Below are 22548 nucleotides of genomic sequence, written 5' to 3' on the forward strand. Positions count from 1 at the left end.
CCTCGATGCAGCCGATCCTGGAGGCGGTCCTCAGCGTCGGCACGGACCTGGAACTCCGCGCCACGCTCCAGCACATCGTGGACAGCGCGGCGCGGCTCACCGGGGCGGGGCTCGGCACGCTCGGCGTCGACGCCCCCGGCTTCGAGGGGCACGCCGAACTCTTCGTGGCGGGCGGTCCCGGGCACTTCCCCGACGGGGTGCCGGCCGTGCGGCCCACCTCGGACGGCATGGTCGTCCACGTGCCGATCCACGTCCACGACGAACTGTTCGGCGATCTGCTCCTCGCCCGCAAGACGCAGGGCGGCGCCTTCACGGACGAGGACCGGCAGCTCCTCAAGGTCCTGGCGAGCCAGGCAGGCATCGCGATCGGCAACGCCCGCCTCTTCGAGGCGGCCCGGCAGCGGGAACGCTGGATCGAGGGCGCGGCGGCGGTCACCACGGCGCTGCTCACCGGCGAGGCGGCGGCCGACGCGCTGATGACGGTGGCGGAGCGGGCGCGGATCCTCGCGGGCGCGGCGGCGGGCGTGATCCTGCAGCCCACGGAGGCGGGCGGAATGCGGATCGTCGCGGCCGCGACGGACGGCGCACCCCACGGCTGGGGCACGACGGCCGACGCCCGATCGTGGCCTCACGGCGTTACGGGTACAGCCACTGGCACCGGGGACGCGGGCGTCCCGGCGGTGGCGGCCCCCGCGCAGACCTCCAGTCACAACGACCTCATCGGCACCACCATCGAGCCAGGCAGCGCGGTACTGGAGCAACTGCTCGGCGGGGAGCCCGTCTTCATCGAGGACTCGGCGACCGACCCCCGCATGACGACGCACGTACGGGTCCGTTTCGGCCCCAGCATGATGCTGCCGCTCCAGGCGGGCGGCCGGCTCATCGGGACGCTCGCCCTGCCCCGCCGACGCGGGGCGCCCGCCTACACCGCGGCCGAGCGCCTGCTCGCCACGCAGTTCGCCTCGCAGGCCGCGCTGGCCCTCGTACTGGCCGACGCCCAGCAGAGCAGGCAGCGTCTCGCGGTCTTCGAGGACCGCGACCGCATCGCGCGCGACCTGCACGACCTCGTGGTCCAGCGGCTCTTCGCCACCGGCATGATGCTGGACGCGACCCGTCGCAGGGCCAGGTCGACGACGGTCGAGTCCACTCTCGACCATGCCGTGGACGAGCTGGAGTCGACCATTCAGGAGGTCCGCACGGCCATCTTCGCGCTCCAGCAGCCGCCCGCCGACGCCCCGGCCACGTTCCGCGGCAAGGTGCTGCGCGAGACGGCGGGCGCGGCCGCGGTACTCGGCATCCAGCCGTCGGTGCACTTCGCCGGCGCGGTCGACAACAGCATCACGGAACCGACCGCGGGCCACCTGCTCGCGGCCCTCCGCCGGGCACTGGCCGCCGCGTCACGCCGCACCGGCGTCACCCGGGTCGACGTGGCGATCGACGCGAAGGCGACCCTGCCCGACAGCCGGGAGGGGGTGCGCCTGACGGTGTACGACGACGGCGACACGGACGGCGTAAAGGCAGGCACGACGGTCACCTGGCAGGCCCCGCTGTAACCCCCGCCCCCCCGCATGGCCGCCCCCTGAGATTTCGTGGCCCGCGGCTCGCGCCCCGGAAGCTCGCAGGGTCAGACGACGGATGGACGCCTTGGATCGGTCGGCACGATCCCGTGCTCGTCGAAAAGCTGTTCAAGGGCTTCGTGGCCGTGCTCGCGGCGGTATGCCATCTCGGCCGCGGTGACCGGCAGAACCCAGAGGATGCGGGCATCGCCGTCCGGCAGTGGGCACTGCTCGAGGTCGGGTCCGTGGAGGTAGGGGAGGCTGACCAGCAGGTGATCGCAGCGGGACCCGGGCAGCCACGGCTCCCCGATGGGCAGGCCGTGCTCGAGACCGAGGTGGTGATCGGCGTGGTAGCAGGCGGTCATGGCCAGGAGATCGGCGAAGCGTTGGTCGCGGACGGGAGCGGTGAGGACGAATTCGAGGCCGTGACCGTCCGTCTCGACCGTGGACCAGCAGCCGGCGGTGATGTACGCCCAGCTGTCGGCGCGCGGTCCCGGGCCGACGGTAAGGATCCGCAGGTCGGGAACCGCTTCACGTCGTCCGGGTCCCAGGTCGTAGTCGCTGACCGTGATCATGTGGCCGGTGAAAAACTCGCGGACGTGGGCCTCGACGCCCGCTGTCGCCCGCTGCCTGCGCTCGCTCTCGGACATGACGGAGAGGATCTCACGGCCGGCGCAGGTGTCCTGGCTGTGAGGGTGACGGTCCCGGCTTGTCAGGCTCCGGGCCAGGCCATGAGCGGACGGGTGTTGGTGATGGAGGTTGGCGGAGGCCGTCCCCCGCGTGGAGATCCAGCGGCTCCGCGAGTTCCTGCTCGGCGCCTCGGCGCGGGCAGGTCATCCCGGCATCATCGCAATGCAGCTGGAACTCAGCCGGCGGGCTCACGCGAGTAGTACGTAGTACCCGCTCGCGCAGCAGCTTGAAGCCGGCTCGGCCGGACATCCGGCGCTTGAGCATCTTGGTCCGATGGACGTGCCCCGGCGCTTGAGCATCCTGATCCGACTGACGTGCCCGCACCCCACGCCTCCAGGCCCACGCCCTTCACCCCGCACTCCGCTTCCCCTCCCCCTGCTCACCACCCACCGTCCTCGGCCGTCGGCCAGGCCCGGCGCCTCCCGGCCCGTGCCCCACGCCGCCGAGACCTGGCCCCGCCCCCCGACCCCGGAGCCCGGAGCCCGGAGCCCGATCCGGAGCCCCGCGGACCGTCAAAGAGTCACCACCGACACCTCCGTCGCCTTCACGCTCGTCCAGACCTCGGCTCCGTCCGTGAGTCCGAGTTCGAGTGCGGCTTGCGGGGTGATCTCCGCGACCAGCTCGGGTGCTTCCGGGGAGGCGATCAGGACGCGCAGTCGACTGCCGGCGGTGGTGATCTCCCGTACCGTCCCGGGCCATACGTTGCGAGGGCTGCCCCCGGGCTTCTCGCGGTGCACGGAGACCGCTTCCGGGGCGATGACGGCGAGCGCCCGTGCACCCGCCGGCGGTGGATCGGCGACGACCAGGCGGCCCGCGCCCGCCAGCGCGAGCGTCCCGTCGGCGCCGGCAGTGCCGGGCCAGGCGTTGCGGCCGAGCATGCGGGCCACCCAGGGGGAGCGCGGGTGCCGGGTGACTTCGGCGGGCGGCGCGTCCTGCAACGTACGCCCTTCGTCGAGTACGAGGACCCGGTCGGCCAGCGAGACGGCCTCCACGGGGTCGTGCGTGACGATGAGGCAGACCCCGCCGAACCCGTCGAGGTGCGAGCGGAGCGTGTGGCGGACGTGGGCGCGGGTCGTCTGGTCGAGTGCGGCGAGCGGTTCGTCGAGGAGCAGCAGCCGGGGCCGCGCCGCCAACGCGCGGGCCAGCGCCACCCGTTGGGCCTGCCCGCCGGAGAGCTGGGCGGGCCTGCGGTGCGCGAGGTGTCCGACGCCGAGCCGGTCGAGCCACGTCTGCGCCTCGCGGCGGGCCTCGGCGCGCCGGACGCCTTGGGCGCGCAGCCCGTACGCGGTGTTGCCGAGCGCGGTCAAGTGCGGGAAGAGGGCGCCTTCCTGGGGCACCCAGGCGACCGAGCGGCGGTGCGGGGGCAGTCCGGTGACGTCGCGTTCGCCGAGCCGCAGCAGCGCGTGGGCGCGCGGGGTCAGGCCGAGCAGGGCGCGCAACAGGGTGGTCTTGCCGGCGCCGTTGGGCCCGACGACGGCGATGGTGGTGCCGGGTTCGGCGTCGAGGGTGAGGTGGTTGGCGCCGGTGACGTCGGCGTGCAGCGCCCATTTCTCGTCCGGGCCGAAGGCTTTCACGACCGGAACGGCGGACCCCGCCCCGGAGCCTTCCACCGCCCCCTCCCCCGTACCCGGCACCGAGCCGTCCCCCGCGCTGCCCGCGCTGCCCGCGCTGCCCGCGCTGCCGGCGGCTCCCGCAGCCCCCGCGGCCCCCGGGGCTCCCGCCGTCCACCGCCCCCGCAGCCCCACCAGTACGGCCATGGCGATGGCGAGCAGGAGCAGCGACAGCGAGGTGGCGGCCTCCGGCGAGTCCTGGAGGAGCAGGTACACCTGGAGCGGCAGGGTCTGCGTCGTACCGGGCAGGTTTCCGGCGAAGGTGATCGTGGCCCCGAACTCGCCCAGCGCCCGCGCCCAGGTCAGCGCGGCACCCGCGACGAGTCCGGGGGCGACCATCGGCAGGGTGACGGTGAGGAACACCCGTACCGGAGAGGCCCCGAGCGACGCCGCCGTCTCCTCGAAGCCGGGCCGCAGCCCGCCCAGCGCGCCCTCCAGGCTGATGACGAGGAACGGCATCGCGACGAATGTCGCCGCGACCACCGCCCCCGACGTGTGGAAGGGCAGCACGATCCCGAAGGTGCTCTCCAGCCAGGGCCCGAGCAGCCCGCGCCGCCCGAACCCGAGCAGCAGCGCGACACCGCCGACGGTGGGCGGCAGCACCATGGGCAGCAGGACGAGGGACCGTACGAACGCCTTCCCCGGGAACTCCACCCGGGCCAGCAGCCACGCCAGTGGCACCCCGAGCACCAGCGAGAGCCCGAGGGCCCAGAAGGACACGAGGAGCGACAGCTTCAGGGCCTGCGTGACGCCGGGAGCGGTCAGATGCGTGCCGAGGTCGCCCCACTCGGTCCGGGCGAGGATGCCGACGAGCGGCATCAGCAGGAACGCGACGGCTAGCAGCGCGGGAACGGCAAGCGTGAACGGCGGCCGCGTACGGACGCGGGAGCGTGAGCGTGTGCGGACCATGACGGTGACGGCTACGGCTTCTGGAAGCCCGCGTCGCGGAGGATCTTCTGCGCCTCCGGTGTGCTGAGCCACTTCACGAACGCGGCCGCGGCCGAGCCGTTCCCGGAACCCTTGAGGGTGGCGGCCGGGTAGGAGGCGACGGCGTTCTGCGCGTCGGGGATCGTCACGGCGTCGACCTTGTCCGGGGCGGTGGCGGCGTCGGTCCGGTAGACGATGCCGGCGTCGGCCTCGCCGAGCTCGACCTTGCTGAGCACGGAGCGGACGTTGGCCTCCTTGGAGACCGGCTTCACCTTGACGCCCTGCTGGTCGAGGACCTGCTTGCTGTAGCGCCCGACGGGCACGGTGTCGTCGGCGAGGACGACCTTGAGCCTGCCGTCGGCGAGATCCTTGAGCTCCTTGACCTTCTCGGGGTTGCCCGCACGGGTGGCGATGACGAGCCGGTTCTTGGCGATGACGGTGGGGGCATTGGTCTCGCCCTTGAGCCCGTCCATGGTCCTGGTGTCGGCGGTGACGAGCACGTCGGCGGGCGACCCCTGCTTGACCTGCGCGGCGAGCTCCTGCGACCCGGCCGCGGAGACGGTGATGTCGGTGCCCGGGTGCTCCTTCTCGTATTTCTTCTCGGCGGTGGCGAAGACGTCGGTGAGCGACGAGGCGGCGAGGACGGTGAGCTTCACGTCCTTCCCGCCCCCCGCCTTCTTGCCGTCGCCGTCGTCGTCACTGCCGCAGGCGGCGGCGAGCGGAACGAGCAGCGCGACGGTCACGACGGCGGCAGCGGTACGGCGGACCGTGGGAACGGCGAACTTCGAGAACATGAGACGAACTCCTGGCGATGGGCGAAGCAAAGACGACGAGGGACGACACGACACACACCGGGACCCCAAAACCGGAACCCGGGCCCGGCCCGACCCGGCAGCCGGCACACGGCACACGGCACACCCGAATCGGGGCTCAGGCGCGGTCGATGTGCACGCTGGTGGACTTCACCCGGGCGGTGGCCTGCATCCCGACCTCTAGGCCGAGCTCCTCCACCGCTTCCCTGGTCAGCAGCGAGACCAGCCGGTGCGGGCCGGCCTGGATCTCCACCTGGGCGGCCACGTCACCGAGCTTCACGGCGGTGACGATGCCGGGAAAGGCGTTACGGGCGGTGGTGTACGGAACCTCTTCCTCCGCCGCACCCCCGCTCTGCGCGACCTCGACGGAGAACGCGGCGAGATCCCGCCCGTCGATGAGCCGCCGCCCACCCTCGTCGCGGTGCGTGGCCACCCGGCCGGCATCGGCCCAACGGCGAGCGGTATCGGGACTGACCCCGAGCAGACGCGCGGCCTGCCCAATCGTGTAGGACTGCATATGCGCCAAGATAGGCCCAATAGGCTGGCATTTGTAAAAGTTGAGCCGGACCTCCATGGCAACTGCGCCCCCAAACCCCCCACCCTGGACGAACCTCCAAACCCCCCGAGACCGTCACACCCGTACTCCGCACCCGCTGGCCCGCCCGACGACCGACCCAGCAGCACGCCAGCCACAGGCCTGTGCTGCCATGTGGTGCCCGTGGCCTCACGCTCACGCGTCCCTGCTCCTGGAACAGGGCATCGACCTCGTCGTGATCAAGGAACTCCCCGGCCACGCCCACATCGGCGTCACCGCTGGCGTCTACGCCCACGTCCGACTCCGCCTCCACGCCAGGCCATCGACACCCTCGGCGCTGCCCTCAACCCGACTGACACCCCCGACGACCCACCCGCCACAGCCGTCGTCCGCTGACGTTGCCGTCAGCGTTGCCGTCAAACGAAACAAGGTCCCCTCCACACCACTGCGCGGAGGGGACCTTGTTTCTGTCCCCGAGACCCTGAACTCTCCATACGGAGAGGACGCGCCCCTTAAACCGGTGGACTACAGGGAACCAGTCGAGACAGGAACTCCTCGAACGATCGAGCTACTGTACGAGGAACGCGGTCTTCGTCGATGTAGGCGACAGAAGGCTCGCCATCAGGGCCGGACTCGGAATAGTCGAGCATTACCGCATCATGCCCACCTGAGGGCATATCGCAGATGACCACGCCAATTTCCGGGTACCCCCACTCTGCGATCAGGTCAGCACTCCCCAAGCCAGAGAGGGAATCAATCCCCCACTTCCCTCCAATTCCGAGAAGTGCACGAATATCGAAATGGTCAGCAGCCCAGGACGTAGCGAACTCGGTAGGGTAACGGCGGCGCTTCAACACTCCACCATTTTTTTCCGATAGTGCGGCTACGTAGCTTGACGGAAGCTGCACGCCCAAGGCTTGCTGAGCCCTGCTGATCATGTCAGCGCTCAGCGGTGGACCCGTGTAGAAGTCCCCATCCTCAAAAAGTTCATTCATAACTACCTCCCTCCCGAGAATCCACCCGTGTGGGCTGTCCGTTTATGGGCCTCTGTCTCGATCAGCTGCATGAGACCAGGTTCTTGATGATGGTGCCAGGTATAGCCATCTGGTGTCTCACTGAGCCCTGCTGCGCGATTAGATCTCGCGAAATCTGTTCCGCGACTTCCGGAAAGCTCGATCCGAACATCAGGCACATCCGGATGACGCCATGCCGAGAAATCGGGAAAGCCGTTCTCATCAAATGGAACATTCGTCTTCGGGTGAACATCCCCCGCCAGCTTCCCATTTCGCACCTTCGGTATGCCGCCATCGGCACATTCACAGGCTGCGGGGTGTCCTGTAACTGCACCGCCACAATTGTGAACCAGGACCGGAGTGGCACCTGCCACCACATAGTACGTATGCACATCCGCGACAGTGAGATTGCGAACCTCGGCCTGCTGCGTGGTCCACCGCTTCACCGCGGTGATCTGTACGTGCGTGCCGGCGCTCGTGCGCAGCCACTCGCCCGCGGTCAGCTCCGTGGCCTTGATCCACTCGCCCAACTCCGGGACCCAGAACGGATGCCCGTCCGTCGCGGTGACCGAGGCGGACCGGCCCTTCGTCCCCTTCTTGCCCGCTGTTTGGACGGTGACCTTGACGAGGTGCTTGACGCCCTTGCCCTTGATCTCGGCCGTCACCGTCTTGACGACGGTCTTGCCGGTCTTGGGGTCGGTCGCCAAGACCTTGTCGCCGATCTCGATGTCCTTGATGGCCTTGGTCGTACCATCGCCCATCAGGACCTGTGTTCCCGGTATGAAGCTGTTACATGCGCTGCCGGCGTCTTCGGCCGCCTCTTCCAGCCTCTCTGCCTTCTTCTCCAGCTTCCTCCAGGCCTTGAAGTCCTTGAAGAGCCCCTTGACCAGGCCGCCGACCTTCTTGGCGAGGGCCACGCCCTTCTTCCAGTTCCAGGGCAGGCCGTACTTCTTGGCGAGTTTGCCGACGATGCCGCCGGCCATGCTGGTCGCGATGTTGGCGATCGTCGCGCCGCACGAGCCGAGGCTGCCGGTCGTGAAGCAGTCCAGCGCGTCGGTGATGCCGAGTTCGTCCGCGAGAATTCCGGCGAGCTCCTTGGCCGCTCGCTTCATGCGGGTTTCACGGGCGTCGGCCTCTGCGCGCGCGGCGGTCGCCCTCTTCTGGGCCGGCGTCGAGTGCACCTGATAGTAGGTGTAGTACGTCTTGGTGACCTTGATGTCCCAACCGCCGTTGCGACCGGCCGAGCACTGGACACCGACCAGCATGCACCCGTCGTCCTTGAGCCCCGACGGGTCGCTTCGCGTCACCGGATTGTTGGACGCGTACGCGTAACCGTTGATCTGCTGCGGGTCGTTGAAGTCGACGATGGGGTCGGCTGTGATGAACCGTCCGTTCTCCGGCTCGTATTCCCGTGCGCCGATGTGCGTCAGGCCGGTGGAGGAGTCGACGGACTTGCCGAGGAAGCCCTTGTCGTCGACCCACGGGCCGGTGGCTTTGCCGCGTTCGTTGCCGAATGGGTCCATGCGGCGCCGGACGACCCCGCCCGTCTTCGCGTCGATGGCCGCCGACATCGTGCCCTGGTGGTCGCCGGCCAGGAACTGCACGCCCTTCGGCGTGCGCATCGCCACCGTCTGGGCGCCGAAGGTGTAGTAGCGGGTGGCCTCGACCGTACGGGTGGCGGTGTCGAGGTTCAGCTCCATGCCCGGCAGGTAGAGGGTCTGCTGGTTCTTCTCCTTGCGCACCAGGCGTCCGCCGGCGGCGTCGTAACCGTAGGTGGTGTCTGATCCTGCCGCGGTGAGCTTGCCCTCCGCGTTCCACTTCAGGTCCTGGGTCGTGCCGTCCAGCACTCGCCGGCTGGTGTTGCCCGACTTGTCGTAGGTGTAGGTGTCCTGGCGGGTGACGGCCGGGTCCGTGCCGGACGCCGGGGTCTTCTCGACGACCTTGGTCAGGGTGTGCGGGCCACCGTTGCCCGCCGCGTCCTTGCCGTAGGTGTAGTCGCGGGTGACGTCCCGCGCTCCGGCCACACCGTGCCGTACCTGGGAGATGCGGTTCCCCGCGGTGTCGTAGTCGAAGCTCTGCCAGTACGGGGCCGGGCCGCCGACCGTGCCGCTCGTGGCGCCTCCCGAGCATGCCGCGTCCTGCCGCTCCGAACCCGCCTTCCCATCGGGTGTGTTGGAGGTGGACCAGGCGTCCTTCAGACGCTGCTGCCAGTCATAGGTGAAGCACTGGACGTCCCGCTCGCCGCCCTGGGGCGTGTCGGCTATGGAGGTGACGTTGCCGGAGGCGTCATAGGAGTAGTTGGCGTCCGCGACGTAAGCGTCTTCGCCGACGATTTCGGCGCCCGCTCCGATGAGACGGTCGGTGCCCTTCTCGTACTCGTAGAAGAGATTGGGCAGCTTGCCGTCGGTCCCGATCTGCCCGAGCTCAAGCCCCAGGAGCTGGGAGGTCGAGGCGTAGTGAGCCTTCTTGACGTACGCTCCGTCAGCCCTGCCGCCCAGCATCGTCGTCAGCGACGTGGGTCGCTGCGCTTCGTCGTACGTGTAGGTCAGGGATTCGCCCGGCAGGCCGCCGGCGGCGGGCAGGGTCTGTTCCTTCACCGTGCCGTCGTTGTTGTAACCGGTGTTGAAGGTGTAGGTGCCCTGCAACTCCTTGTCTGCCGCCCCTCCCACCGTCACCTGCGTCTGCTCCGGCTGGTACATGTCGTCCAGCTGGGTGTTGACCGTGGCGGTGGTGACGACCCCGTCCTCGTACCGGTAGGTGCCGTACAGCTGGCCCTTGGCCTTCTTGTCGTAGCTGGTGAGGGTCAGCTTGGTGCCGGTGTCGGGCTCGCCCTCCCACGTGGAGACCGGTCGGCCGAGCACGTCGTACTTCGTCGACAGCTTCTTGCCGCGTGCGTCCGTGCTGCTCGTCAGGTGGTCCAGCCCGTCGTAGGCATAGTGGGTCGTACCCACGTCCGGGTCGCTGAACGACGTCTTCCTGCCGCGCTGGTCGTAGTCGTAGGCCCAGGCGTTGCCCGCGGCGTCCTCGACCGTCTTCACCTGGCCGGCCGGTGTGTAGGTGTAGTGGGTCGCCTCGTAGTCCTCCGCCGTTCCCGTCGGCACCGGCTTGTCGCCCTTGTAGCGACGGATCTCCGTGGTCTCTCCCCGGGCGTTCGTGACCACCGTGGTGGGTGCGGTGCCTGCCGGCGGGTCGGTGTGGACACGGTCGCCGTCGTGAGCGAAGGTCGTCCGCCACTTCTCGACGTCCTGGACCTTGAAGATCTCGGCGGTCTTGCGTCCGGCCCCGTCGTACGTGGTGACGGTGTGCCCGTCGACTTCGTCGGTGGGCTTGAAGAACGTGTCCTTGGGAGCGGACTTGATGTAGTAGTCGGAGTAGGTCTCGACCACGTTGCCCAGGCCGTCGTAGAAGGTGTCGGCGACCAGAGTGCCGCCGTTCTGGCCCTCGGCCTGCTGCTGTCGGGGGCGCAACAACCCGTCGTACAGGGCGTATTCAAGACCGTACGAGCCGTCGGTGTTCTCGATCTTCTCGGTCTTGACGGCGTTCGCCCCGTCTTCGCGGATCACATAGGTGTACTTGATCGACGGCGTCCTGGTCGCCTTGTCGCGGTCGGGCAGCCATACGGACGTGAGGCGGCCCAGAGCGTCGTAGGCAAGGTCTGTGCGCTTGCCGTTCATGTCGGTCTGCGCGGCGGACACGCCCCAGGAGCGGAGGTACTCCGTGGTCGTGGTCCAGCCCATCGGGTTGGTCTCCACCTTCTTGGTGGTCAACCCGTCGGTTTCGGTGTAGTCGATCGACGTCGCGTTGCCCGCCGCGTCGGTCACCTTCAGCGGGCGGCCGAAGTGGTCGAAGTCCGCGGTCGCCGACGAGGTGACGGTCTCGTAGGTGGCCTTGGCGCCGTCGTGCACGGCCAGGCGCTGCACCTTGGTGGTGTCACCCTTGGTCGGCGCCGCGCCGAGCGCCTTGCCGTCGTAGAACGTCAGGTCGTCGGAGATGACCTGTGTCTTGCGGTCAGGGACCGTCGAACAGGAGACGGCGACCTTCTCCACCCGTGAGACCAGCGCGTACATGTGCTGGCCAGCGTTGTCCGCGTATTCAGTGCGGACGCACTGGTTGTCGCTTCCGTCACCGTCCTTTCCGTAGTCGTCCGTCTCGATGGGCCGCCCGGTGGCATCGTCGTACCGCGTGGTGGATTTGACCACCTGCCAGCCACCCTTCTTCAGGGCGGTGTAGGAAGTGGTCGTCGCCGATCGCACATAGTGTGCGTCGCTGGTTCCCCAGTCGTGCTTGCGGGTCGCGGTGGTGCGTTGCCAGGTCGTGCTGATGCTCTTGGAGACCACCTTGTCGGCGCTGTAACCGCCGTCGTAGGTGATCGTCTCGACTTCCTGGCCGGACAACTCGTCGTCATCCGCGTGTTTGACGCCCTCGGAGTCGGTGACGTCGCCGCCCAGACCGCGCAGGAACACGTGCTCGGTCCGCTGGTTGGAGGGGGCGACGGTGCCGGCGGACTTCGTGACCCTCACCTTGCCGTAGCCGCGCCAGTCACTGTGTGTGCGGTACTCGTCCTTGGTGATGCCGTCGGCCTGCGGCTTCTTCCAGCCCGCACCGCCCAGGTACTCGTACTCGCTGACCATGTCCGGTGAGCCACCGGTCATGTCCCTCTCCGTGACCTGCTGCACCAGGTACTTGTGGAACCAGTCGGTGATCGGTTCCGTGACGCCCGGCGGATTCCATTTGACGGGGTAGCAGGCCTTCGTGGGGGCGTCGGCCGGAGGCAGACTTCCTGCTGTGCATTCGGCGTCCCGGTAGGCGATGTGCAGTTCCCCGCCGCTGTCGTTGTCGACACGCACCAGACGGAAGCGGTTCATCGCCTGGATGCTGTCGCCCGGCTTGTCGACGCGGTTGGGCATCTGCTTGCCGACCAGGGTGACCGCGGGCGTCGTGGCCGTACCGGATCCTGCATGGCCGGTCTGCTTGATGGTGTCGAGCCACAGCGATTTCGAGCTGTCACCGTTGTCGTTGAACTGATGGTTGAGCGTCCAGGAGTCGGTGTCCGCGTACCCGGAGCCGTAGCGGATCTGAGTGGTCACCTTGGACAGCTTCTTGCGGGTCCAGAACGTCGGTGAGTTCTGGCCCTTGCACTTGGTCTCCGCCTTGCAGTTCAGGTCCCACGGCACGTCGGGCCAGCGGGTCGCCGTCGAGTCGGTGAGGTCGCCGGGTTCGCAGTCGGCGGCGGAGGCCAGGCAGCGCTCGTCGGTGTCGAAGACCACGCGGGCCGGTGCCGGGCTGTCGTAGACCTTCTGGTGGCGCTGGCCGTAATCGATGCGCTTGAGATATCCGCCCCGGGTGTAGGACTTGCCGTTCTCCCCGGTCTTCAAGCCCTGGGTGTAGTAGTTGGTCTCTTTGCCGTAGTAGTACGAGATGGCGTTGCCGTGCGGGTCGACCACGTAGTCCAGGTTCCAGCGCCAGGCCTGCTTGCAGTGGGCGTCCGCGAAAGCGGCCTTGTGGCAGGGCTCGTTGTCGTCGTCGCCGTAGACCGGCACGGTCCAGGCGGAACCGGTCTGCTCCTTGCCGGACGAGTAGCCGGGCAGGTTGTCCAGACCGAAGTAGTACTGGGTGCCGTCGGTGGTGGTCAGACGCCAGTGCTCGCCGTCGTCGTCGCCGTTGGACGTGCCGGTGAGTTTCTCTATCCTCGAGTTGTCGTCGCTGCTCAACCGCCACTTGTCGGTCTTGTCATCGAGAATCAGCTGCCCGGACGGGCCGCCGGCCAACTGGATGGTGGCGTTGTCGTACGCCCAGCACTGGTCGCCGTTTGCTTTGTCGTGCCCGTCCTCCGAGCACGGCTTGTAGCGGCGTTCGATGAATCCCGGTTCGTAGCCGAAGCCGGTCCCCACCCAGGAGCCCTGGTTGTTGGTTGCCGCGGTCTGCCCGTCCACCGCCTGGGAGTTGTAGCCCAGGGAGATCGAGGGGACGAGGCCGCCGGGAGCGGGCGGCACTCTCATGGGATAAGACCAGTTGAACCCGCCCGAGGAGTTCGAGACGCTCCACTCGGCGGCGGGGGACAGTGGCGTCGCCCCGAAGCTGCCCTGGTCGCCCGACGAACCCGCCTCCGCCGCCAGTACGGTGGCTTCGGCCGGTGCGCCGCCGGTTGACTGCCGTGTGGCCGCGGCCGCGGCCACACGCACATCCGCACTCAATGTCCGGCCGGCTGTGTCGTTGGCCGTGGTCAGCGGCTCGCCGACCCTGCAGCGGTCCTTCTTCGGAGTGGTCAGCACGCACCGGGGGTACTGCACCAGGCGCAGCCGGTGACCGTAGTTCGCCCCGTAGGCGTCGGCGAAGCCCGCGTAATCCAAGGTGATCCGGACGCTGCCGGGGGTGTCACTCCCGCTCTTCGGGGCCACGGTGAGCAGAGCGCCGTCGACACCTGCCGCCTTGGTCCGCTCACGGCCCAGGACCTGCACGCGGACGGCCTCGGCCGCCGGTCTGGATCTGCTCTGCTTTCTGGGCGGCCCGACCTCGACGGGCAGACTGCCCGCCTTGATCCGTTTGGCGCCGCTCAGGGCCACCTGCGCGCTGCCGGAACTCGGCCACGTCACCTTGGCGGGGGCGGTGACCTTGGCCTTGGCTGCGGGGTTCGGCCCGTGCGACTTCGCTTTGAGCCTCGTTCCCGGCACCGGCCGGCCGAGGTCCTTCTGCAGTGTGTGTGCCGTACCCGTCTCCTCGGCGCGCGCTTCGGGCGCGTACTGGGGCAACAGGCCGACCGCGAGCGCGATCCCGAGCGCACCGGCTATCTGCAGACGCAGGGCACGGCCTTTGCGGTGCAGGGACGAGCGGAACCAGGGGGATGTTGACATGAGGATCTCCGTGATGTCGCGACGTGAGAGAGCAGTGAGGGGCCGGGAGCGGCGTGCGGCCCGACCTGGGCCGCACGCCGGAGCTCTACGGCACCGCCCCACTGCCCATGTCCACCCCCGGTTCGAGGTGCGACACGGCTCCCACGAGCGGTTCGTCCAGTGCCCCCTCGAAGACCCGGACCTCGTCGACGGCACCCGAGAAGAAGTCCGCGCCTTCGGTGCCCACACCTGAACGGCCGACCTGGAACCCGGCCTTGGAGAGGTCCCACTCGCTCCCGGACCACTTCACGGCTTCGCCGGTCCACTGGCCGTTCACGTACAGCCGCACCTCGCCGAAGAGGGCGTTGTACGACAGAGCCAGGTGATCTCCGTTGCCCGACGCACTGGGCAGGGAGCCCTGGGCCTGGGATTCGACGACCGTGGCAGTGGCCGTGTCCTTGCTCGTCAGAGCCAGCTGCCAGCGGTCCTTGCCGGCGTCGAAGCGCACCAGCGCCGCCGATTTCGCCGTTCCGGGAAGCGATAGCACCGTCTGGTTCTTCTCACCGTTCAGCGACGACAGCCGGGCTCGTGCGGTGACGGTGAAGCTGGCCTTCGACTTCAGCAGCCCGGCAGAGCGGGAGGCGTAACCGTTGCCGCCGGACAGCGCCAGGTGCCCGTCACCGGCCAAGGGCGTCTCCGGCACACATTCCGGGTCGAGCGGGTCGCATGACTCGTCCGGCCGGTAGACGGCGGCCCCGCCGTGCAGGGTCAGACCTGTGCCACCTGAGTTCTCGGGGACACGGCCGGTACTGCCGTCCGTCTCCTCCATGCCCCAGTAGGCGAGTTGCAGAGGCGGGAGACCACCCATGCTCTTGCTCTCGCCCGGTGTCATCACCCGGTCGAGGACCTGGACGCCGGCGACGGAACCCTTCAGGTTCGCCGTGTACCCGGCGTGCTCCAGGGCTCGGCCGATCTGCAGTGCACCGGTCGCGTTCCACGTGGTGGGCCGTTCCTGGATGTCACCGGATACCAGTCGTCCGTTGATGTACATGCGCATCTTGCCCGGAGGACCGCCCTCGTCCCGGTCGTAGACCCCCACGAGGTGGGTCCACTCGCCGGGCACCGGTTTCGGGCCGAGGACCTGCCACGACACCATCGAGTCGAGCTCGCTGTCCGGTGCCAGGAACGACCACTTCTGCGATGCGGCGTCGTAACCGAGGGAGAACCCGGACTGTGCCGAGCCGTCCTGGCTGACGACGGCCATGGACTCCGTCGGCAGTTGGGGCAACAGCACCCACGCGGCCACGGAGAACGTCTTGTCCGTGTCCACCACATGCTGACCCGTGTTCAGGTAGGCATCGGCGGTGCCGTCCAACTGGGCGGCTGTGAGGACCGACCCGTGCGGCCCCTTCGCCCCGAACGTCACACCGGAGCCGGCCTGCGCGGCCGGAGCCCCGTCACCGCCCGCGCCGGTGGTCGAGCCCGCTGGGTCCGCCAGTGCCCATGACGACTTCGGTGCCCGCCCGAGGTCCACCCGGAACCGGTAGGACCTGGTGATCTGCTGACTGTTGCCCGCGGTGTCCACCGCCTCGACGTACAGGGTCGTCGTTCTGGCCGAGGTCGGCATCCACCGCACGACGGCGGGACGTCCCGGCTCGACGGGCACCACGGTCTTCTCGCCTTCTCCGGCGAACTCGTAGCGGTACCGGACCACGTCGGTTCCCGGCGAATAGAGGGAGAAGGTGCCGTAGTCACCGATGCCTGCGTGCCAGCGACCGTCGTTCGGGTATTCCGCGGACGTGACGGTGGGCGCTTCCGGCTTGGTCTTGTCGTAGGTGAACTCACAGCGGTGCCCTGCTCCTTCGTGGCTCCAGGGACCCCATGCCGTGCCGTCGCTGCCGCGCACCCACCAACCGATGACGGTGTTCTGGGGCGGGGTGAACTGGCCCGTCCCATCGCCCGGGATGTCGGTGCCGACGGTGTACTCGAACTCGGCCATGCCACTGTCACGGCCCTTGACCGTCCCACTGGTCAGCGAGCTCGTGGTGACGGTGTAACTGACCTCTCTGCCGTCCGAGCCGGTCCAGAAGACCTCGAACTGCGCCCGAAGCTTCTCGCTGTCCCCTCCGGCGTCACCGTGGTCGGGGTCCCAGATCTTGGCGGACAGCACCGGCATCTTCTTGGTGAAGTGCTTGGTGGCCTGCCCGACCGTGCACTTGCCGCCCGGGTCCATGTCCAGCTCGCTGATCTTCGGCTGGTACGGCGGGCGGTTGTACTGCACTTCCAGCGCGGCGTTGTTGCAGAACCGCTTCCAGGACGCGTACGAGTCCTCTGAGGCCGCCTGGAGGCCGAAGGTGGTCGTGTCCCAGCCGCTGGACGCCGACTTCTTCAGTGTGCCCGCGACGTTGAACCGGACGTTCTGATTGGTCGCCGTGCACGACCCGGTGGGGTTGGTGGGCGACTCGGAAGTGATGTGGTCCTTGCTGGACGGCCTGTTGGACCAGTTGGTGCGCGAGCTGATCGCGCTTCCGCCCGAGCTGTTCATCCGGTGCAGCTGTACTGAACGCGCCTCGCTGTTGTACGTGTGCACCAGCGTGATGGAGAACTCCGCCTTGAGAATGGTCTTGCCCTCGAAGCTCGCCGTCGGCAGCGCGTAGTACTGCCGTTGCACGTCGTCGGTGCCGGTGCAGCGCACCGAGTAGTCGGCGGGACAGCGCCCCACCCCCTTGCCGGACTCGATTCCGTCGTCCGAGTTGGGGAACTTCCAGCCCTCCAGGCCGGGATTCGCGGATGAGACCCAGGTCCAACTGGTGCGGGACGCCGTCTTGGTGACCGGGTCGATGTAGACCGGGTAGCGCGTGTGCTTGCCGCGCAGCAGCGTCCGGTCCGGTGTCAGCACCATCTTGCCGCGCTGCAGGTCGAGCCGGACATCGGCGACCCGTGCACCCTCGGGCGGGCCTGGGCCGGCCTGTACGGCGTGCTCGGCCCTGCCTTTGGCGGCGCCACCCGAGTCCCACATCACCGGCTGCGGAGCCTCGAAGACCCGGCCACCCGACGTCGTGTCCTCGGCGATCAGGCCGCCGCCGTCCTCGCTCACGGTGACGCCCCGCGTGGTGACGGGCAAAGTGATCTCGGCGAGCTTCGGATTTGCGGCAGCCTCGGCCGACTTGACCGCCAGAACGTGAGAGAAGCCGTCGCTCTGTGCCGTCACCACGAGGTCCACGTCGGGCATCACCGACTTGTACGTCGCCGTACTGCCGACGACCTTTGGCGTGGGCAACGTGGTGGGCCAGGAGAACGACATCGTCTTGCCGTCCCGCACCAGCGTCGCGAACGTGGTGTCCCCACCGCCGGAGAGGGCCATCGTCGCGCTCGCCGCCCGCGGCACCAGGCGTCCGTCCGGCTGCTTCACCAGCGTGGTGTCGATGTCGACCCACTTGCCGTTCCTGCGGGTGCGCACGGGTTGTGCGAACTCCTTGACCGTGAAGGTCCCGTCCGGGTTCGCAAAGGTCTGGCTGCGCTCGTCACGCAGCGTCGCGACCTCCACGCGCTTTCCCGCCTCCGCGGCGGCTTCGGCGGCCGCCGTCTCGGAGACGGCGGATTGGGGAGCATGCTTCCTCGTCTCACCGACGTCCTCCGCCGCGACGACCGGCGCGGTGTCCGCCGCCGCCACGGGTGAGATCCCGGTAGCACCGACGGCCAAGGTCGCGGCCAGCGCTCCGACCGCCATCGCCGCCCGGTGCCCGACACTCCACCGTCTACGTCTGTACATCCGGCTCTTCATGTTCCCCGCCCCTGTCGTGTCCGCAGTGCTCTCGTGCCGTACGGCCGTCAGCGGATGGCCGAGCCGAACGCCTTGCCCACGTCCGGGATGCCGTCGGCCCCGGGCTTGACCGTGGTCACCGTGCCTGCCTCACCGCCGGCCACCGCCCACGGCACCGAGTACACGACCCCCTTCTGCGCGCCGGGCGTCTTGCTGTACGGCACGCCCACATAGAGCCGTGAGCCTGTCCCCCACAGACCGAGCCCTGCGAAGTCCCGCGCCGCGGCCGTGTCCGGCAGTCCCGCTCCCCTGGCGAGCAGCACGTCTCTGTCTCCCGGTGCACCGAGACCGTGGAACACCTGCACCGCCCCGGCGTTCTCCGCCGCGCCCACCTCCTGGTTGGGCACGCTCACCGCCAGGCGCATGTTCGCCGCGGTACCGACCTCGTCGGGCTCGGTGTTGGAGATCACGACCCGCTGGCCGAAGAAGTCACCCACCACGGGATCGCCCTCCACGTCGGGTGACAGTCGGTCGATGAGGTTGACCTCCTTGACCGCGCCCGTCGGCTTGACGTGCACCACGGTGACCGCGCCCGCGTCGGCGACGTTGCCCACGTCCTCGTTGGGCGTGCCGATGGCGACCAGGGCATCCGTCTCCGATGAGGCGCCCTGCGGGCGGTAGGAGACGACCGCCAAGGACGTACCGAAACGGTCGTCCTTTTCCGCCGTCCCCGAGGTCAGCTCGGGCTGGTTCTCGTCGATGGCGCCCAGAGGGGTCGGGAGCCCGTCGGTCAGGGTGTGGCTGAAGACCGTCACCCCGCCGGCGAAGGACTCCGAGCCGATCGCCTCACCGGGGGCGCCCACCACGAGGTACTTGAAGCGTGCCGCGAGCGAGTAGCCGAACCGGTCGTGCGCCTCCGCGGCCCCTGGCACCCCGGGGTCGTCCTGGTTGACGGTGGCCTTCTTGGTGCCCTGGACGTAGTGGATGCATCCGGCGTCCTTGAGCGACCCGATCGCCTCTCCCGGCACTCCGATCGCCAGGGTGGGCTTGCCGCCCGTCGCCTTGGTGGCTGCCAGCGAGAACCCGAACAGATCACCGGCCTCTGTCGTCGTCGACCCGTCGAGACCCGCCTGGGTATAGCTGTCCACGGCTGATCCGACGCCGATACCCGCCGGCGTGCCATGGATCACGTAGACCGAGCCGGCGTCCTGCTGGGCGCCCTCGGTCGTGGTGACGTCTTCGTAGGGGGCGCCCACCACCAAGTCCGTGCAGCCGTCGGCGTCGGCGTCGTACGCGGCGATCGAGTGGCCGAACTGGTCCCCGACCTCCGGGTTGGCACTCATCTGGCTCAGGGCCTGGGAGATCTCGAACGTTCCCTGATCGCCGCCCATCACCACGCGTACCAGGCCGGCACCCGCCTTGTCGTCCACGGTCGCCTGAGGATCGGCTATCGCCATGTCCCGCACGCCGTCGCCGTTGAAGTCCGACTCCGTGCCCGCCGTGCACGCGGCTGCAACAGCCGGTGACACCCCGATCGTGAACGCACCGGCGGCAGCGATGAGCACCGCTCCCATCCCCACACCGAACGCCCGCGTGCACGCAGGCACGCTCCGCCCCAACCCCACAGTCCCCACCCCAGAGTCACAGGATCCTCACAAGTTCGCCGAGGCAACAGGACGGGGCCCATGCCGTCAATGCACCCCGCACGCATCGGTGACTCGCGGTGGCGCAATCCGCACACTGCGGATTCGCGCCTGCGGCGGCGTAACGAATGCGAACGCAGGGTCACGGCAGTCCCTAGGACGAGCGACGCCCACCCGGCCTCTCCGTTCACCGGGGAAGGGGTCCGCAAAGCGGAGGCGGCGCCTCGGCCTCGTCGGCCGGATTCCCCCCGAGCGGGAGTTGACCGAAACGATGCCTCGGTGCGGACGGGTCGACATCACCCAGAGGTGATCGTCAGAGACCGGCGCGGGCGACAAGGGGTCCGGGAAGGGCCCGTCGCCACATCCCTGCACGGCAGGTGCCTAGGTCGGTGCGGGGGTGGGTGCGGATGCTTGCGGGCCCGCCTCGGGGCAGAGGTCGCAGGCCGGAGTCCGCCCCGTGGCGGCTCGTCACGGCGGGAGAGTGAAAGGAGGGCCGCCACGGTTTACGCGGCGGCCCTCGCTGTTACGTTTCGGCAGGTCAGATCGTTTCTGCACTGACGTGCCCAGGTGGGGCGGGTGGGACTCGAACCCACGGCCGACGGATTATGAGTCCGCTGCTCTAACCGGCTGAGCTACCGCCCCTAACGGCGCGTCGCGCACATTTGTGCGCGCCGTCTGCCGCAGCATAGCCGCTCATACGATCTCCTGCTTCGGATGGTCGGCATCGCACGACCATGAGGACCGCACGGCTGCCCGCGCGGTTCCATCAGGCATGAAAAAGGACCCCCGAGAGGTATCTCGGGGGTCCTTCTCTACAGCTCTCCCGACTGGACTCGAACCAGTAACCTGCCGGTTAACAGCCGGCTGCTCTGCCAATTGAGCTACAGGAGACCGAGCTCCCCCGACTGGACTCGAACCAGTAACCTGCCGGTTAACAGCCGGCTGCTCTGCCAATTGAGCTACAGGGGATCGTCTCGTTGCATCGAACGCACCTAGCTGGGAACTCTCCGGGCGGCGGGCGCTCGCTGCGACACATACATTAGCGCAAGCAGGGGGGTGCTCCGCCAATCGGTATCCCCTGGCCGATCAAGCAGCCGATCAGGCAGGCGATCAAGCAGGCGATCAGCCGGCGAGCGACAGACGATTGATGGACGAGCGACAGACATGCGAAGCCGACGCAAGGGAAGGGTGGCAGCCATGCGGTACCGGCTCACATTCGTGGCAGGAGTGGCCCTCGGGTACGTGCTCGGGACCCGGGCCGGACGCGAGCGCTACGAGCAGTTGAAGAAGTCCGCCCGAGAGATCTCGCAGAACCCGGCCGTGCGCAACACCGTCGAGTCCGCGACCCAGCAGGGGCGCGAGGTGGCGGGCAAGGCCCTTCACACCGTCTCCGAGAAGGTCGGGGACAAGATGCCCGACTCGGTGGCCGAGCGGGTCCGCTCCCTGCGCGAGCGGGGACAGGGCGGCGCCGAGGACGACTGGGGCACCAGCAACACCTGAGGCGCCCGCCCCCTCCCGATCACGGGGGCGGACCACCGCGTCCGATCACCGTCTCGGATCACGCAGAGCGAACACAGGTACGGGATACGGCCCGCGGTGCGGCAGAATTCCAGGCATGGGGATAGTCGCAGGGTTGGACAGTTCGCCCGATTTCACGCGCATCGTGGTCTGTGACGCGGACACGGGCGCCGTACTCAAGCAGGGTTACGCCCCGCATCCGGTGGAGGGCGCCGAGGGTGGCTCCAGGCCGTCCGACGTGGATCCGCAGGCCTGGCTGCTCTCCCTCGGCGAGGCGGCGGGCGGCGGGCTGCTCGAAGGCGTGCAGGCCATCGGCGTCTCCGCCCAGCAGAATGCGCTCGTACCGCTCGACCAGCACGGCAACACCGTGCGGCCCGCGCTCGTCGGCAACGACCGGCGGGCGCAGGTCGCCGCCGTCGACCTCGTCGACCGGCTCGGCGGCCGCGAGGCCTGGGCGCAGGCCGTGGGATGCGTCCCGCAGTCCGCGCACCCGGTGACGAAGCTGCGCTGGCTGGCGAAGACCGAGCCGGAGTCCGCGCGGCGGATCGCGGCCCTCATGCAGGCGCCGGACTGGCTGGTCTGGCAGCTCCTCGGCCGGCCCGCCCGGCGTACGACCGACCGCGGCGGCGCGTCGGGCACCGGGTACTGGTCGGCGGCGAGCGGCACGTACCGTCCGGACCTCGTCGAGCTGGCCCTCGGCCACCAGGCCATGCTGCCCGAGGTGATCGGACCCGCCGACGCCGCGGGCACCACCCCCGAGGGGCTGCTGATATCCGCCGGTACGGGCGAGACGATGGCCGCGGCCTTCGGGCTCGGGGTGCAGCAGGGCGACGCGGTCGTCTCGCTCGGCGCCTCGGGGTCGGTGATGGCCGTGCACCACGAGGCGCTGGCCGACGCCCGCGGGATCATCACCTCGCTCGCGGACGCCACCGGCATGCACCTGCCGGTCGTCCCCACCCAGAACGCCGTACGGGTGCTGCGCGGCACCGCCGAGCTGCTCGGGGTCACGGACCTGCAGGAGCTGTCCGCGCTCGCCATGAAGTCGACGCCGGGCGCGCACGGGCTCGTACTCCTCCCCTACCTGGAGGGCGAGAAGACGCCGAACCTGCCGCACGCGGCGGGGACGCTGACCGGGCTGCGGCGCGAGTCGATGAAGCCCGAGCATCTGGCGCGGGCCGCCTTCGAGGGGATGCTCTGCGGTCTCGGGGACGCGCTCGACGTACTGCGGGGGCGCGGCGTGGAGGTCCGGCGGGTGTTCCTGCTGGGTGCCGCCGCCGAACTGCCCGCCGTACAGGCGGCCGCGCCGATGCTGTTCGGCGCGCAGGTCGTGGTGCCGCAGCCGGCCGACTACGCGGCGATCGGTGCCGCGCGGCAGGCCGCGTGGGCGCTGACCGGCCAACTGCCGCTCTGGCAGGGGGCGGCGGCGCAGGTCTTCGAGCCGGGCGAGGAGCTCGCGGTGGGGCAGGCGGTGCGCCAGCAGTACGCCACCGTGCGGGAGCAGTCGCATCCGGGCGCCTTCGCCTCCTGACGGGAGACGGGACCCGCGAGGACCTCGGCAGAGGCCCTCGGCGAAGGGCCAAAGATCCTTAAGTGGATCCACTTCTTGACCGGGGCTGAAATTTGACCCGGTCATGGGTTAATCAGTTGCACG

General features: G+C 69.1%; 11 protein-coding genes, 3 tRNA genes and 1 pseudogene. 4 read left to right on the plus strand and 11 right to left on the minus strand.

The annotated features are described in order from the left end of the window. The first annotated feature begins 5 nt into the window (after positions 1-5). On the plus strand, positions 6-1553 hold the full coding sequence (locus ACZ7DY_RS11580; protein ID WP_471134512.1) for a GAF domain-containing protein: 1548 nt from the start codon (positions 6-8) through the stop codon (positions 1551-1553). A 71-nt stretch (positions 1554-1624) separates the two neighbouring features. On the opposite strand, the gene ACZ7DY_RS11585 is transcribed toward ACZ7DY_RS11580, so the two are convergent. The 4 genes from ACZ7DY_RS11585 to ACZ7DY_RS11600 all read right to left on the minus strand — a co-directional run bounded on the left by ACZ7DY_RS11585 (position 1625) and on the right by ACZ7DY_RS11600 (position 6112). Continuing rightward, on the minus strand, positions 1625-2206 hold the full coding sequence (locus ACZ7DY_RS11585) for a suppressor of fused domain protein (protein ID WP_471133169.1): 582 nt from the start codon (positions 2204-2206) through the stop codon (positions 1625-1627). Between the two features lie 552 nt (positions 2207-2758). After that, positions 2759-4765 (minus strand): ABC transporter permease, encoded by a 2007-nt coding sequence (locus ACZ7DY_RS11590; protein WP_471133171.1) that lies wholly within the window; start codon positions 4763-4765, stop codon positions 2759-2761. Between the two features lie 11 nt (positions 4766-4776). Further along, the gene (modA, locus tag ACZ7DY_RS11595; RefSeq protein WP_471133173.1) at positions 4777-5577 is read right to left on the minus strand and encodes a molybdate ABC transporter substrate-binding protein; all 801 of its coding nucleotides are present in this window, start codon (positions 5575-5577) and stop codon (positions 4777-4779) included. 136 nt (positions 5578-5713) lie between these two features. Beyond that, the gene (locus ACZ7DY_RS11600) at positions 5714-6112 is read right to left on the minus strand and encodes a TOBE domain-containing protein (RefSeq protein WP_471133175.1); all 399 of its coding nucleotides are present in this window, start codon (positions 6110-6112) and stop codon (positions 5714-5716) included. Between the two features lie 208 nt (positions 6113-6320). Between ACZ7DY_RS11600 and ACZ7DY_RS11605 the strand changes: the two are divergent. Further along, positions 6321-6526 (plus strand): annotated as a pseudogene (locus ACZ7DY_RS11605) (site-specific integrase); the annotation flags it as partial. A gap of 116 nt (positions 6527-6642) precedes the next feature. Here the strand turns inward: ACZ7DY_RS11605 and ACZ7DY_RS11610 are convergent. The 7 genes from ACZ7DY_RS11610 to ACZ7DY_RS11640 all read right to left on the minus strand — a co-directional run bounded on the left by ACZ7DY_RS11610 (position 6643) and on the right by ACZ7DY_RS11640 (position 20348). Beyond that, positions 6643-7125, minus strand: coding sequence for an SMI1/KNR4 family protein (locus ACZ7DY_RS11610; RefSeq protein ID WP_471133176.1), 483 nt, complete (start codon positions 7123-7125; stop codon positions 6643-6645). Between the two features lie 2 nt (positions 7126-7127). Next, positions 7128-13994: a polymorphic toxin-type HINT domain-containing protein gene (locus tag ACZ7DY_RS11615; protein WP_471133178.1), complete on the minus strand. Its 6867-nt coding sequence runs from the start codon at positions 13992-13994 to the stop codon at positions 7128-7130. An 85-nt stretch (positions 13995-14079) separates the two neighbouring features. Continuing rightward, positions 14080-17745: a LamG domain-containing protein gene (locus ACZ7DY_RS11620; RefSeq protein WP_471133180.1), complete on the minus strand. Its 3666-nt coding sequence runs from the start codon at positions 17743-17745 to the stop codon at positions 14080-14082. A 59-nt stretch (positions 17746-17804) separates the two neighbouring features. After that, entirely contained in the window at positions 17805-19310 is a 1506-nt protein-coding gene (locus ACZ7DY_RS11625) for an integrin alpha (RefSeq protein ID WP_471133182.1), read from the minus strand. A 637-nt stretch (positions 19311-19947) separates the two neighbouring features. Further along, positions 19948-20021, minus strand: a tRNA-Ile gene (locus ACZ7DY_RS11630). Between the two features lie 176 nt (positions 20022-20197). Continuing rightward, positions 20198-20270, minus strand: a tRNA-Asn gene (locus tag ACZ7DY_RS11635). Between the two features lie 5 nt (positions 20271-20275). Continuing rightward, positions 20276-20348: transfer RNA gene (locus tag ACZ7DY_RS11640), tRNA-Asn, on the minus strand. A gap of 219 nt (positions 20349-20567) precedes the next feature. Between ACZ7DY_RS11640 and ACZ7DY_RS11645 the strand changes: the two genes are divergently transcribed. Next, a complete protein-coding gene (locus ACZ7DY_RS11645) occupies positions 20568-20879 on the plus strand; it encodes a YtxH domain-containing protein (RefSeq protein ID WP_471133185.1) in 312 nt (103 codons plus the stop codon). Positions 20880-20994: 115 nt separating this feature from the next. Continuing rightward, complete coding sequence (locus ACZ7DY_RS11650) at positions 20995-22425, plus strand: xylulokinase (protein ID WP_471133186.1); 1431 nt, start codon at positions 20995-20997, stop codon at positions 22423-22425. Positions 22426-22548: the final 123 nt, after the last annotated feature.

This window comes from Streptomyces sp. NPDC037013 (genome assembly GCF_055607265.1).